Source organism: Spirosoma lituiforme (genome assembly GCF_054776635.1).
Window position 1 is genome coordinate 701,094 of the sequence record NZ_BAAHBO010000002.1, and the last position, 13,524, is coordinate 714,617.

Sequence of the window (13,524 nt, forward strand, 5' to 3'; positions counted from 1 at the left end):
GTCATCCTGAGCGGTTTGGTTTTATTGGCAATACTCCGCAACTGCATTAGCCGCATCGGCATAGCCCAGATTCTGCGCTTGTTTGAGGCTCAGACAACCACTATCACGTTCGTTATTGATCATCTGCGCAATGCCTAAACCGTAAAAAGCCTTCCCGAACTTCGGGTCGGCTTGAATGGCCTGTTGAAAGTCGGCAATGGCGCCGGCCAGATCTTTCTGCGTAAACCGTAAATTACCCCGGTTGTACAGGGCCAGTGCATTTTTCGGGTTCAGGGAGATGGCTTTCGAAAAATCGGTGAGAGCCGGTTGGATCTGCCCCTGGGTGGCAAACAACTGCCCCCGGTTTAAGTACAGTTCGGCACCGGTGTTGCGGCTGGTATCGGGTACCAGGCGAATAGCATCCGAATAATCTTTCAAAGCGCCCGCCTGATCATTTTGGGCTACCCGCAGTAGTCCCCGGTTGTAATAGGGACGGTAGAAATCGGGTTTCAATTTAATGGCCTGGTCATAGTCGAGGGTGGCATTGGCGTATTCTTTCAGTTCAAAATAGGCGACACCCCGTGAATTAAACGCTTCAACATTGGACGCATCGGACTCAATTGCTTCGTTCAACACCTGCACAGCCTCCCTGAATTTGCCTTCTTTTAAATAAATTCGGCCTTGTTCAACGTTTTTATCCGATGAGCTACAGGCACTGATACTGAATACGATACCTAAAATTAATCCTACTGAACGCTTCATACTTAGTCGATTTGACCGTAAAGGTACGGGCGAAATTTGGTCGTTTGACTAACATTTACTTAACTTTGCATCGGCAAATCGGTGCTACCAGCTCCTGCTGAATCCCCCAGGTCTTGACCGAAGCAAGGGTAGGTGGTCGTAGCGGTGAGACATTGGTTTGCCATTTTTTGTTTCCGTCCAGTCTGGTTTCGTTTCGGGACGGTTGCGCTCTTTAGCGGGTGTTACGTTTAGCTGTAGTAAACCGCTAAATTTTCCGAACCCAACATGGACTTACTCGATCAGCTTACCCATTCCTTTCGACAAGCCTTCAACACTGAGCCTGTCCTGATTTGCTCCCCCGGTCGCGTTAATCTCATTGGTGAACATACTGATTACAACGAGGGCTTTGTTCTCCCGGCCGCCATCGACAAAGCTATTTACCTAGCCGTTGGTAAACGTACCGACAATGAGCTTCATTTCGTTGCGCACGATCTAAACAAAACATACCAGGGTTCCTCAATCAACTTAGCCCCGACGCACACCTGGGCCGATTACCTGCTGGGTGTGGTAGCGCAGTTTCGGCTGGCGGGTCACGCGATAAGCGGTCTTAACTGCGTGTTTGGGGGTACGATTCCAATGGGATCGGGACTCTCGTCATCGGCAGCGCTCGAAAATGGAGTAGGTTTTGCGCTAAATGAACTCTTTCAGTTAGGCATTAACCGGGTTGACATGGTAAAGCTATCGCAACGGGCTGAAAACGAGTTTGTAGGGGCTAAAGTAGGCATCATGGATATGTTTGCCAGCATGATGGGTAAAGCCGATCATGTGATTAAGCTCGATTGCCGTTCGCTCGACTATACTTACGCGCCCCTGCGGATGGAGGGTATCAGTGTTGTTCTCTGCGACTCGCAGGTAAAGCACTCATTGGTAACGTCGGAATACAATACACGCCGGGCGCAATGCGAAGCCGGGGTTCGGTTTCTCCGAACATTTTATCCCAACATCAAGAGCCTGCGCGACGTAACCATGCCCATGCTCGATCAGCATTTACGTGATGCCGAGCCCCTGATCTACCGCCGTTGTGCCTATGTTGTTCAGGAAAACCAACGGTTGCTCGACGGTGTAGACGCCCTCGAAACCAATGATGTGGCTACCTTTGGCCAGTTGATGTACGGCTCGCATGAGGGCCTAAGTCACTGGTACGAAGTGAGTTGCCCTGAGCTGGACATACTCGTCGAGATTGCCCGGCAGCAACCGGGTGTCCTGGGAGCCCGGATGATGGGTGGCGGCTTTGGCGGTTGTACCATCAATCTGGTTCAGGAAGACGTACTGGAAGATTTTAGAAAGTTGATTACCAAACAATATAAAGCCCGAACGGGGAAAGATACGTACCTTCACGTCTGCAAAATCCAGGACGGGACGAATGTAATTGGTTGAGTGAGTAGTTTGGATCGCCGGGTTTCTCTGGCTCTTAACTTCTTACTGACTGGTGACTCGACTGTTTAACTGTTTAATTGTTTAACCATGAAATTTTTCATTGACACAGCCAATCTGGCTGACATTCGCGAAGCCCAGGACATGGGGATTCTCGACGGGGTTACCACCAACCCTTCTTTAATGGCGAAAGAAGGTATTACGGGAAAAGACAACGTAATGCGCCATTACAAACAAATCTGCGAAATCGTACAGAGCGATGTTAGCGCTGAGGTTATCTCCGTTACGTACGACGAGATGATCAAGGAAGGTGAAGAATTGGCCGAAATCGACGAAAATATCGTGGTGAAAGTGCCAATGAGTGGCGATAGCATCAAGGCAATTAAATATTTTTCCGAAAAAGGCATCCGTACCAACTGTACGCTGATTTTTTCGGCGGGTCAGGCGTTGCTGGCGGCTAAGGCAGGTGCTACGTACGTATCTCCGTTCGTTGGCCGGTTAGATGATATTTCAACCGACGGTATGGCGCTGATCGAACAGATCGTGACCATTTTCACTAACTACGGTTACACAACTGAAGTGCTGGCGGCTTCCGTTCGTCACCCAATTCACGTTATTCAATGCGCTGAGATTGGTGCTGACATCATGACGGCTCCCCTGAGCGTTATGAAGATGTTGCTAAACCACCCACTGACGGATAGTGGTCTGGCTAAATTCCTGGCCGATCACGAAAAAGCGAATCTGCCAGTAAAATAGTTTTCGGTTTTTGGCTTACCCTACACGGTTGGCTGACGTACGCATATTGGGCGCGTCAGCCAACCGTGTAGTATAGACTGAACACCCTGAACTTGAAATCTGCCTATGTTTTCTACCGAACCCGTTCTTACACTCGATCACGCCGACATCTACCAGGGTAAGAAGCTGGTGCTGGGCGACGTATCCTTTCAAATCAACAAGGGCGACTTTGCCTATCTCATCGGTCGAACGGGCAGTGGTAAAACATCCCTCCTGAAGACGCTCTACGCCGACTTGTGGCTCCAGAACGGGAAAGGGTTTGTAGCAGGTTATTCACTGGATGCGCTTAAGCCCCGGGATGTTCCGCAACTGCGTCGAAAAATAGGTATCGTTTTTCAGGATTTTCAGCTCTTTTTTGATCGCTCGGTCGAAGACAATTTAAAGTTTGTGCTCAAGGCGACGGGCTGGAGCAGCAAAACAGACATGAACAACCGCATTGCCGATGTGCTCATGCAGGTTGGCCTGGGAACGGCCCAGAAGAAAATGCCCCATCAGCTTTCGGGTGGCGAACAGCAACGGGTAGTCGTGGCCCGCGCTATGCTCAACGAGCCGCAGGTTATTATTGCGGATGAACCGACCGGTAACCTGGATCCGGCCGTCGCCGATCAGATCATGAAAGTTTTTCAAGCCATCAACAACGCCGGTACAGCCGTTCTGATGGCTACGCACAACTACGATCTTCTGCACAAATACCCCGCCCGGGTGCTCCGATGCCAGGACAGTCAGGTGATCGAACTGAAAGGGTAATTTGCTTTATTTAGGCCCGGTTACAGTACCGGCTTTATTCCCGCTTTTTTTAGCTGCTGCACAACAAACTCACCAATTGCTTTTCCCTGGGCCTGTCCGTTCTCGATAGCGTCGCGGTAATGTATGCCGCCATACAGCCGGGATATGGCCGCTTCGGCAGACGCCTGCCGAAACGATTTGAACTGCCGCTCGGGTAAATCAAAAATCACCTCTGTATTGTCCGTGAACGCAAAGTTATCCCCCATCAGAAAGGTGAGCAGTTCCGACACAGCCGTAGAAATGACACTGTGTCCGCTGGTGTACTCAGGAAATGGGGGTGTTTGCAGAAGCGGTTGCCAGCGCACGTTGATGTAGCGATTGATGACTGTTTCGGGGCGGATTCTGTTGCTGCGGTATTTCTCATCCCAGCAGCTGATAAATGCATCCATTAGGGTCATCGCCACCAGTGATTCTACCACCAGTGCTTTGTCGAACGATAGTCCGGCTTTCGTGGTCGCCAGGCTCGTAATGTTCATCCAGTGACCACCGGGACTTATTTTTTTAAAACCAATCGACATATGGCCCGAGGTGTTGACGGCAAACGGATTGCAGTCCCAGTATGAGGCAATAAAGCGTTGCTCATCGGTCAACGTAGTACCAACCGAATACACGTCGTAGGCTAGTTTGTAAAAGGCGCTTGTTGTGTCTTTGCTAAAGGCAATCGGGGGTTTGGGCTTGAACTGACTGCTCGAATCGAGCACCATAGGGCGGATTGTACGCCAGTGTGGCTCAATGGCTTCGATGTACGCTGGTGGCGTAGGATACCAGTATCCATCCGCTTTGCTGGGGCGATAGCGGGTCCGGGCGCTTAACTTCCGGTAGTTATCAGCGGCCGCATACGCTACTATCTTTTTTGCCACCGACTGTGCTACCTCTATAGATTGCAGGATAATCATTTCCGGGTATTTTTCGCTCCGCAGACGCTCTGTCAGCTTCGCCTGTTCTTCCTCCAGCATGTAGCCCGATGGCAGAATCAGCCGACCTGTTTCCAGAATACAATACAAAGCCGCTATCTGGTAATTGTAAGGCTGCTTCGTGTCTATACTGATTGGCTCGAACGCGCGGACAAAGGCCGAAGGCGATATCTCATTTTTCTGGTTCCGGGCAACAATTTCGTGCGCACCCAGCAAACAATAGGTGTAAAACCGGCTGGCTGAGGGCGGGTTCACAACATCGTGAATCATGACCATCGTTACGGCAAATACCGTTGGTTGAAGATGCCGGGATACATCCTGTTTCGCCACCTCGGCCTTAGCGGACGGACTTACCAACATCCAGGTAAAAAGTAAGAGCAACCCCTTCATGGCATTTGTTTTTTGTAGACCTGCAACGGCTGATTAAACGCCCCAATCAGGAGATTTCTGCCCTGGACGGTACTGATTTCGACAACAGATTTAACATCGCCGATAACCGATAAACCGGCATCTGTCTGGTTCACGTACTTGAATCCTCCCCTTCCGTCTCCTTTGAGCAGACACCCATAATTAGCATCCATACTGCCTAGTTTTAGCCGGTTGTCTGACTTATTTCCCAGCAACAGAACATCTGGTTTTCCATCCCGATCGAAGTCGTCACAGACGATGTTCGTGACCGGCGCAAACTGCGCCTGTATGGGCAGTATATGCTTCTCAAACTGCCCTTTATTGTTCAGGAAGCAAACCGAATGGCACTCGGAGGCTGTTAGCTTTTGAGCCCCCGACATATCGCTGGCGGGTAAAATATCGTTGATCGTTGCGTTGGCATAATCTTTATAATAGGCAAATTTCTTCCGCATAGCATAAATCTGGTCGTTCAACTCGTCCCGGCTTACGAACGGAACCGACGTTCCCTGAACATAAAAGCTGACGAACGGATCAATTGAACCATTGTTATCGAAATCAGCGTAGACCAGTTCGATGGGCTCTTTTGACGAGAATTTAATCTGCGAGTTGGTCCCCAGATTGCCGGCTATGATGTCTTTCTGCCCATCGTTATTCAGGTCAGTCACCGTCAACGATAACCAGACTCCTTTCTCTTCCTCCGAAAAATACTGTTTCGTTTTATCGACAAAGCCATCTTTTGTGTTGTGGTAAACTTTTATTGGCATAAACTCGCCACACAAAATCAGGTCAGCACGCCCATCGGCGTCCATGTCTGCCCACCGAACGTCCGTTATCATACCCAGTTTGGCAAACGGGATGGGCACTGCCCTGAATTGCCCGTTGCCCGTATTTTGAAGCAGGTACGAGTTAGGCGCTTCCGGATAACGTCCGGGCGTAACGCGCCCGGCCACAAACACATCTATGTCGCCGTCGCCATCGTAATCGTACGGACGAATACAGGCTTTGCTGCTGGCACTCATATTGGGCAGCGATGTTTTTGCCAGGATCAGGTTCCCCTTTCCATCGTTCAGGTACAGATCATCCTGAAAAGAGGTCGTATTCAGTTCGAAGAGCGAGTACCCCCCCTTGGCCACGTACAAATCATCGAATCCATCCCCGTTAGCATCAAAAAAGGCCGCAGCCGAAACGGACGAAACCGATTCGTCACCGATAGCCAGTCCATCAATCGGTTTGAACGCACCGTCTTTCTGCTGAATCCAGACGGTGGCGGGCTTGTTTTGGTCGCCACTGATGAACACGTCATCTAAACCATCTTTATTGACATCACCCTTTGCCAATACCGGACCCGTATGTGAGTACATCCAAAGCATGAGCGGCTGCCGTTTGAAGTCATTCTCGAAGAAACCTTCATGCGTATACGTCAGCGCCGGGGAGACCTTTGTGAATACAGTGCTTACTTTCTTTTGAGCAGACGGCGCAGTACGCGCAGCCATCGTCTGTGTTTGCTGAATAACAAGCTGCTGGTTCACGGCAACACCCGTTACTTTCTGAGTGGACTGATCTGGCCAGACAACAAGAATAGAGTCAATCCGAGTAGCGGCCCCCAATCCGAAATGAAGGGCCAGCGGCTGTGAAGACAGATAACCCCGCACCGGATTTACCTCCTGGTATTGCAAATTTCCGTTGGCATAGATCGTCACTTTAGACCCGACCACAGATTTACCTTGTCCGGCCGGGGCCAGCTTCACTTGAATAAACCCGTTTTTCGACTGCTCCCGGCTCATGTTCTGATACACAAAAGCCGGATCGTTAATGTTGTTGACAACAAGTTCCAGATCGCCGTCGTTATCCAGATCGGCATAAACGGCACCGTTGGATATGGCCGGTGTCTGGAAGCCCCACTCCTTTTGTTTGTTCGTAAACGTAAGATCGTGGTTGTTGCTGAATATGTAATTAGCGATTTTGGTCGATGGCATTGCCTTGACCAAATCCATCAGTTGAACAGGCTCCCGGTCAATTGCTTTTCTGATCTTGTAATCGCCCCAGTATTTAAGAAAGTCTTTGTTGGTGTAATCGCGCAAGTACCCGTTGGTAATGAACAGATCTTTGTAGCCATCGTTGTCAAAATCAGCCAGCAAGGGCGACCAGCTCCAGTCTGTATTAGATACCCCCGCCGTCTGGGCAATCTCGCTGAATGTGCCATTGCCATTATTCAGCTGCAACATATTCCGCATGTATTGTTTTTGAAGCTTTTGCTGCTGCATCAGCTCAAACGACTCGTAGTTCTCCTGAAGCTGCAACAGTTTCTGGCGTCGGTTGTCTTCCGGCAGCATATCCAGCGACATGACATCGGGTAGCCCATCGTTATTGTAATCGGCGATGTCGACACCCATGGAGAATTGGGCCAGGTGCTGAAAGTACGCCTGGGTTTCGTCTTTGAAAGCGGGTCCACCCGACCGTTTTGCCGCCAGGTCAATTCCCTTCTGATTGATGTATAAATAGTCAGGTTCGTTGTAATCGTTGGTTACGTAAATGTCGGGCCAGCCATCTTTGTTCACATCGGCTACCGCCATGCCTAATCCAAACGTCAGCGGGTATTGGTGAATGCCTTCCTGCTGGGAAACATCGACGAAATGACCATTTTTATTTTCCAGCAATTTATTGCCAGCCAGCAGGTCGGTTTCGCCGTGGAGCTTCGCCAGCTCCATGTTATCGTATTTTTTGACATTGTGATGCAGTAGAAACAAGTCGAGATCGCCATCCCGATCGTAGTCGAAGAAAGTAGCCTGGGTGTTGTACCCATTGTCATCAACCCCGTATTCTTTTGCCTTTTCGACAAACTGAACTGTTCCTTTGGCGCCAACTCCCTGGTTGATAAACAACTGATTCCGGCGTTTGCTTTCGTCGCCCTTTCCCGAATAGCAAACGTAAATATCCAGCCACCCATCCCCGTTGACATCGGCCATGCTCACCCCCGTTTTCCAGCCACCGGATCGTCCCTTCAGCCCAGCACCCGTCTCCTCGGTAATGTCTTTGAACGTTAAGCCACCCAGGTTGAGGTATAGTTTGTTGGCTTTCAGGTTAGCGGTAAAGAATAAGTCCAGTAATCCGTCGTTGTTCACGTCGCCAACGGCAACGCCGGCTCCATTGTAAAAATATTCGTACGAAAGCACATTCAGGCTTTCGTTTTCGTCAATGTCGTTTCTAAAGTCGATACGGGTTTGTTTGGGCGACAGGAGCTGAAAGAGTGGCTCTTGTGCGTAGCTGGCCGAATGGCTGAGTAGCAGTATACTTAAGAATAGCTGAACGGAATATTTTTTGGTATAGGCAACTAATATAAACGTGCTGTAAGTTAGCAGGTTACTCATCACTTTATCGGCGTTACGAAGCGGGATAACCACGAATCAGTCGTTGTGTTTTAATAAAAAAGCCACCTAAACTAAGCAAAAAAGGTAAGGTAGCCCAAGAGCCACCTTACCTTTTTCAAAAAAAAGACACGTTACTTATCCCAGTAAACGCGGGATGTCCAGGTATCTCCTCCTGATAGTTTACTAACGGCGGTACCGTAGTTGGCCGTGTTTAGCGTTGCTTCGCCGGTTGGGTAAGGCTGACGGCGGGGAATCATGCCGTTCGAGAAATTACCAACGTAGTTTACGGGTGTCAGTGCAGGGTAGCCCGACCGTTTCCAGTTATTCCAGCTAGCCATAAAGTTCATCATGATACCCGTCGATGCCCAGTATTCCGTATTGATCTGTTGCAGCGCACTGGCCGCTACCAAGGGACGCGTAGCGGCATAGGCGGTTGCCGTAGCCGAGCTAACCGTAGCCCCGAACCGGTTCAGCGCCAGCATACCACCCACCAGCGCATTGCTGTAGTGTTGAGCAGCCGTACCGCTTACGGTGAAGCCACGTGTAGCAGCCTCAGCCAGCAATAATTCGGTCTCGGCGTAGGTCAGTACGAACAACGGAGCGTTCCGTGAGCGATAGATCTGCGTTGGACGCGAGTAGTTACCGATTGGGGTTACATCGGCACCTGAACCGGTTGCACCCGGATAATTCGGTGCTTTCGTAATGTCGGTAGCCCCCCCATTCAGATCGTATCCGTTTGGCAAGCCCATTTGCGCGCTTGCCGCTGAATTAGCCGAACTGGTTGCGCTTTGGTTAGCCGCCAGACCTGACGCCGGTACTTCAGCAATGATGCTCAGACGGGGATCGTTGTTGGCTTTCAGGTAATCGATCAGCGTTTTGCTCCAGCGAACCTGGTAGATATCATCCAGTGTCGTCAACGCCTGGCCATTGCTGTTGCCATATCCGTTTGCGTTGTCGGCCAGTACGAAAGCATCATCGTCGGCACTGGCGAATACGCCAGCCGCGGCCGCTTTTTCTGCATACGTTTTTGCGGTGGTTGCATCAACTTTCGTCAGGCGCATCGCCAGTTTCAACATCAGCGAGTAGCCAAACTTTTTCCATTTGGTAATGTCGCCTTTGTACGTGAATGCATCATTTGTCGGAATATCCCCCGACGTGCTCAACGCTGCCGTTGCCGCGTCCAGACGGCTCAACAGCGATGCATAGATGCTTTGCTGTGAATCGTAAACGGGGGTAGTAATACCACTCGCTTTAGCCTGCAATGCCTGCGTATAAGGTACATCACCATACGTATCGGTGATGGTTGCCAACGTCAGGACCTGCATGATGACAGCGATGTTATTCAGGTTCGAACGAGCTGACACGCCTTTGGTTAACTGCTCCATTTCATAGGCATAACTGGCCGCATTGTAATCAATGTTCCAGGTACGCTGCAGGTAGTCGTTCGTATTGCTCGAAATAACGTACTTATCGGCGTTGGTATAATAGTTTGCTCCACCCGAGCTGGTCGATGCCAGAATTTGTACCCACCCGGCCTGGAACAAAATAGGTCCATTATAGCCCGATGTAGCATTCACGTGGTTGTACTGAATACTGGGTAACAACAGGTTAGGGTCAAATACGCTGGATGAAGCGCGTGTCGGGTCGGTATTCAGCGCATCAAATTTATCCGTACATCCGACCTGAAGCGCTCCGATGAGGAAGGTTGCTGCAATTATTCTCTTCTTCATTGTTGTCTTATTTAAACTTGATGTTCAGGTTAAAACCATAGTTACGCGTAGCAGGCAAATTGGCACCTTCGATACCCGAGTAGGCTAGGTTCGCGCCGAACGAAGCTTCTGGATCGATATTCTTTGCCTGTTTTGTGATGTAGAACAGGTTCCGACCAACCAGCGAGATGTTAGCAGCCCGAATCAGGGGTAGTTTTGCGAACAAGCTTGCTGGCAGATTGTAACCGAACGTTACCTGGCGCATTTTGATAAAATCACCACCAATGACACTGATCTTGGTTACGTTGTTTGCCAGGGCCGTGTAGTAATCCTGGGGTGTAGCTGTTTTCGTATTCGCTACGCCATCCGATGTTACACCCGTGGTAATACCGCCTTCGCGACCAACGAGCGTAGCTTTGTTCAGACCACGACGGTACGAATAGTTTTCCGTAGCCGACAGGATTTTGTTACCGTAGTTGTAATCGATCAGGAACGACAGGTTGAAGCCACCTACGATGAATTCGTTGTTCAGACCACCAAAGAGGGTTGGCAGAACGGTACCCATGTTGATCAGGTTACCACGAACGGGCAGACCCGATGCATCCACAACGATCTGGCCATTTGATGAGTACTGGTAATCGTACGCCCGAATTTGTGGACCCGCTTCGCCAACGACGAACGCTGTCACGGCATTACCCAACGTAGCCCGGTTTGAGCCCAAGGTGATCGGGTTGTTGCTGGCATCGGTTTGCAAAATCTTGTTGTGTACCGACGTTAAGTTAAGCGAGGTATTCCAGGTAAACTTCGAGTTACGAACTGGGGTACCGTTGATCTGCACTTCCAGACCCTGGTTCTGAACCGAACCCGTACCCACTACGCCACTCGAGTAACCCGTTGCCCAGCTGTAGTTAGCAGGCATGATTTCGTTTCTGGTTTTCTGCGTATAATACGAAACGTCAAAGCCCAGGCGGTTGCCAAAGAACTTCAGTTCCAGACCAAGTTCCAGTTCTGTTTTGGTAAATGGTTTCAGGAACAGGTTTGGTAGTGCTGAGGCAAACGTACCCGTTGGAATTGTGTTGAATGCATTACCTACGCTATAATATACGCTGGTTCCATAAGCCGTTGTTGGCTCACCACTCGTTACAGCATAACCAGCCCGAAGTTTACCAAAGCTCAGGTTGGGAATTGTGACCAGATCCGAGAAAACGAAAGCACCCGAAACCGAAGGCGTAAAGATCGCCCGGTTCGCACTAGGCAGCGTTGAGTACGCATCGTAACGGCCGGTGGTGCTCAATGTCAGGAAGGTCTTGTAAGCAAAATCCACGTTGTAGTAAGCAGAGTGTACTTCTGTATTCGACACAGCGTAGTTACGTCCGTAATTGACAACGTTGTTGTAACTGTACAAATAAGGCAGTACAAATGGGCTACCGCTAACACCAACTTTTTCGTAGTTGTTCTTCCGGATGTTACCACCCAGTAAGGCATTCACCGAAAAATCTTTCGTGATCGTTCTATTGATGCCGATCAATCCGTCCAGGTTCAATTCCGTCCGCTGCGCGTTTGACAGATCATTAAGCTGACCCTGTCCTTTCGGGTTGCTGCTGATCGAGTACGACGTTCCCCAAGGCGTTACATCGAATATACGGTCGTTTGCGTTGTCATAACCCACCCGCGCCTGTGCATAAATCCAGTCGGCAAACTGGTATTTGGTCGAAACCATCGAGATAAGGCGCTTCCGGAAGTTGTTGTTGATGTTCTGATTAACAACGAAATACGGATTCGTTACGTAGTTATCATCGCTGAAAACAATCTCCTGACCCGTGGTGGTATTATAACCTGGTGCCAGAATACGCTCGTCGATGTTGGTAGCTAGTAACAGACCGTTGTTTGGGTTCCGGGGACCATCGCTCAATAAAGGCTTATTGTTAGCCCGCTCATCGATGTAGTTACCCAGTACGCTGAAGCTCAGTTTCGGCGTAATGTTCTGGTCAATCGTCAGGTTGATCGTTTTCCGATCCAGACCGCTGTTCTGAATAATCGATTTGTTGGTCAGGTTCGACAGCGATAAACGGAATGAGCCATTGTCACCACCTTTCGTTACCGAAACTGTGTTGGTGAAGTTCGTACCCAGTTTGTAGAAGTTCTTGATGTTGTCGCGTTGGGCAACATATGGATACTGGTTACCGTCGAATTGAATGACGTTCGTTCCGTCCAGTTTAGCTCCCCAGCTCATCCGGCCAGTTTGCTGCGCCAGTGCCTGCGTCGTTGGCTTCTGGCCATTTAAACCCTGACCGTATTCGTACTGAAAATCAGTAAGGTTGAGCGCATGATCAGCGGTCAGGTTCATGTTGTACTCGATGGCGAAATCACCTTTACGGCCTTTTTTTGTCGTCACAAGAATAACGCCGTTCGATGCCCGAGCACCGTACAGCGCCGAAGCAGACTGCCCTTTCAGGACGGTCATCGTCTCAATATCATCCGGGTTCAGGTTACCCAACCCATCGCCACCATCGGCACCACCCCACTCACCGGCGCTACCCCGCTGCGTGTTGTCCATTGGCACACCGTTGATAACGATCAGGGGTGAACCTGCCGAGTTCATACTGGGCATACCGCGTAGCAACAGTTTGGATGTACCGCCAGGTCCGCTGCTGGTTCCTTTCACGCTCAGACCGGCTACCCGACCTACCAGCGAGTTACCAATGTTATTTTCGCGCGCTTTGTTAAAGGCGCTGGCATCAACCGTTGTTACGGCGTATCCTATTTTACGAGCATCTTTAGATACTCCTAAAGCCGTTACGACCACTTCCTGCAAGACAGATTCGCCCGGAGCCAGGGTCACATCGATAACCGACCGGTTACCTACCACAACTTCCTGCCTGGTGTAGCCAATGTAAGAGAACACCAGAACGGCGTTCGCATTGGGTACCGTTATCCGGTAGCGACCGCTTCCATCTGTGTTCGTTCCGCGAGTGGTTCCCTTCACGGTTACAGTGGCTCCGGCCACCTCGCTGCCTTTCTCGTCGGTTACTCGACCCGTTATTTCGCTGTCGGCAGCGAAAGCAGAAGGCGCAGCACCGAAAATCCACAATCCCAGAAAGAGTAGTAGCCCGGGAATGGCTTTACGTAATGTTGACTTCATGGTAGTAGTGATACTTGATTAGATTAATAAAAACTTTATTACCGGCATTCCGCTGCTGTTGATGGCCAAGCTGGCTCAATTTGTAAACTGAGTAACACCAGCTTTACATCGCGCAGCAACCGCGCATCCTTGAAATAATCTTTTGGAGGGGTTATGTAAACCGAATTATATGGAGAACAAATAAGCTTCTTCCATCAGAAATTTCACCTATGCACTTCTTTTGACAAATATATGAATGGAAAAAACAA

The 13,524-nt window shown here is 49.9% G+C and carries 8 protein-coding genes; 3 read left to right on the top strand and 5 right to left on the bottom strand.

The genetic code is table 11. From position 1 onward, the window contains the following. Positions 1-21: 21 nt before the first annotated feature. Entirely contained in the window at positions 22-741 is a 720-nt protein-coding gene (locus ACYU87_RS11325) for a tetratricopeptide repeat protein (protein WP_461134176.1), read from the bottom strand. A 264-nt stretch (positions 742-1,005) separates the two neighbouring features. Here ACYU87_RS11325 and ACYU87_RS11330 point away from each other — a divergent pair, with 264 nt between their 5' ends. From ACYU87_RS11330 to ACYU87_RS11340, 3 genes are all read left to right on the top strand, one after another. Continuing rightward, on the top strand, positions 1,006-2,157 hold the full coding sequence (locus tag ACYU87_RS11330) for a galactokinase (RefSeq protein ID WP_461134177.1): 1,152 nt from the start codon (positions 1,006-1,008) through the stop codon (positions 2,155-2,157). Between the two features lie 87 nt (positions 2,158-2,244). Beyond that, complete coding sequence (gene fsa, locus ACYU87_RS11335; RefSeq protein WP_461134178.1) at positions 2,245-2,910, top strand: fructose-6-phosphate aldolase; 666 nt, start codon at positions 2,245-2,247, stop codon at positions 2,908-2,910. Between the two features lie 105 nt (positions 2,911-3,015). Next, entirely contained in the window at positions 3,016-3,696 is a 681-nt protein-coding gene (locus ACYU87_RS11340; protein WP_461134179.1) for a cell division ATP-binding protein FtsE, read from the top strand. Positions 3,697-3,716: 20 nt separating this feature from the next. Here ACYU87_RS11340 and ACYU87_RS11345 read toward each other — a convergent pair whose 3' ends face one another. The 4 genes from ACYU87_RS11345 to ACYU87_RS11360 form a co-directional block, all read right to left on the bottom strand. Beyond that, positions 3,717-5,039 carry a vanadium-dependent haloperoxidase gene (locus tag ACYU87_RS11345; RefSeq protein ID WP_461134180.1) on the bottom strand — a complete coding sequence of 441 codons (1,323 nt, stop codon included), beginning with the start codon at positions 5,037-5,039 and terminating at the stop codon, positions 3,717-3,719. Then, entirely contained in the window at positions 5,036-8,344 is a 3,309-nt protein-coding gene (locus tag ACYU87_RS11350; protein ID WP_461134374.1) for a VCBS repeat-containing protein, read from the bottom strand. Before ACYU87_RS11350 ends, ACYU87_RS11345 begins: the two co-directional genes overlap by 4 nt. 212 nt (positions 8,345-8,556) lie before the next feature. Further along, positions 8,557-10,155 (bottom strand): SusD/RagB family nutrient-binding outer membrane lipoprotein, encoded by a 1,599-nt coding sequence (locus ACYU87_RS11355; RefSeq protein ID WP_461134181.1) that lies wholly within the window; start codon positions 10,153-10,155, stop codon positions 8,557-8,559. A 7-nt stretch (positions 10,156-10,162) separates the two neighbouring features. Next, positions 10,163-13,276 (bottom strand): SusC/RagA family TonB-linked outer membrane protein, encoded by a 3,114-nt coding sequence (locus ACYU87_RS11360; protein WP_461134182.1) that lies wholly within the window; start codon positions 13,274-13,276, stop codon positions 10,163-10,165. Positions 13,277-13,524 lie beyond the last annotated feature (248 nt).

Bases quoted from the DNA above. Each gene is read 5' to 3' on its own strand.
- ACYU87_RS11325 (WP_461134176.1), bottom strand. From the start codon at position 741: ATGAAGCGTTCAGTAGGATTAATTTTAGGTATCGTATTCAGTATCAGT.
- ACYU87_RS11330 (WP_461134177.1), top strand. From the start codon at position 1,006: ATGGACTTACTCGATCAGCTTACCCATTCCTTTCGACAAGCCTTCAAC.
- fsa (WP_461134178.1), top strand. From the start codon at position 2,245: ATGAAATTTTTCATTGACACAGCCAATCTGGCTGACATTCGCGAAGCC.
- ACYU87_RS11340 (WP_461134179.1), top strand. From the start codon at position 3,016: ATGTTTTCTACCGAACCCGTTCTTACACTCGATCACGCCGACATCTAC.
- ACYU87_RS11345 (WP_461134180.1), bottom strand. From the start codon at position 5,039: ATGAAGGGGTTGCTCTTACTTTTTACCTGGATGTTGGTAAGTCCGTCC.
- ACYU87_RS11355 (WP_461134181.1), bottom strand. From the start codon at position 10,155: ATGAAGAAGAGAATAATTGCAGCAACCTTCCTCATCGGAGCGCTTCAG.
- ACYU87_RS11360 (WP_461134182.1), bottom strand. From the start codon at position 13,276: ATGAAGTCAACATTACGTAAAGCCATTCCCGGGCTACTACTCTTTCTG.